General features: G+C 42.1%; 1 protein-coding gene. It reads right to left on the reverse strand.

The window, feature by feature from the left end:
• Positions 1 to 68: 68 nt before the first annotated feature.
• Positions 69 to 866 (reverse strand): AAA family ATPase (locus tag SMIDD26_RS12860; protein ID WP_246746919.1); only part of this gene is annotated, 798 nt, incomplete at its 5' end.

Consider the following 866-nt stretch of genomic DNA (forward strand, 5'->3'; position numbering starts at 1 on the left):
AGAAATTACAGTTATTTTAGTAAAAAAGAAGCAGAAAAATTTCATTTTCTACTCCTTTTCTATAGGATTTATACTTCTTTTTCAGAAGTTTTCACTTCAGCTTTTTTGGCAGACTTAATTTGAATCTTGCCCTTGCTGGTCATAACTGCTTTGAGATCTTTTTCGCTTGGATTTTCAAGGTAGTAGTCAGTGATTGCATCCTCAATATAGTCTTGAATAGTACGACGAAGTGGGCGCGCCCCCATTTTTGGATCATAACCGAGGTCAACTAATTTTTCCTTGACCTTGTCAGTTACATCTAAATGAATGTTATTGCTAGAGAGGCGATTGTTAACATCTGCTAGCATGAGCTCGACAATCTGAAGGAGGTTATCCTTGCTGAGAGCCTTAAATTCGATAATACCATCAAAACGGTTCATAAACTCTGGGCTAAAGAAGTTGCCGAGTTCACCGAGAACAGAGTTGGTTCGTCCTTCTCTAGCAGCACCAAATCCAACGCTGGCTTCGGCTTTTCCAGTCCCAGCATTTGAAGTCATAATGATGATGGCATCCTTGAAGCTAACGGTGCGTCCTTGACCATCTGTTAAACGACCATCGTCCAAGACTTGAAGGAACATGTGCATAACATCTGGATGAGCTTTTTCCACTTCATCGAGAAGGATGAGAGAATATGGATTGCGACGGACTTTTTCAGTCAGTTGCCCAGCCTCATCGTAACCGACATAACCTGGAGGGGCACCGACCAACTTAGCCACACTGTGTTTTTCCATGTATTCACTCATGTCAAAGCGAATCATGCTGTCAGCAGAACCAAAGAGTTCGATAGCTAGTTGTTTGGAAAGTTCTGTCTTACCGACACCGGTTGG

This window comes from Streptococcus mitis, assembly GCF_001579035.1.
Taxonomy (GTDB): domain Bacteria; phylum Bacillota; class Bacilli; order Lactobacillales; family Streptococcaceae; genus Streptococcus; species Streptococcus mitis_J.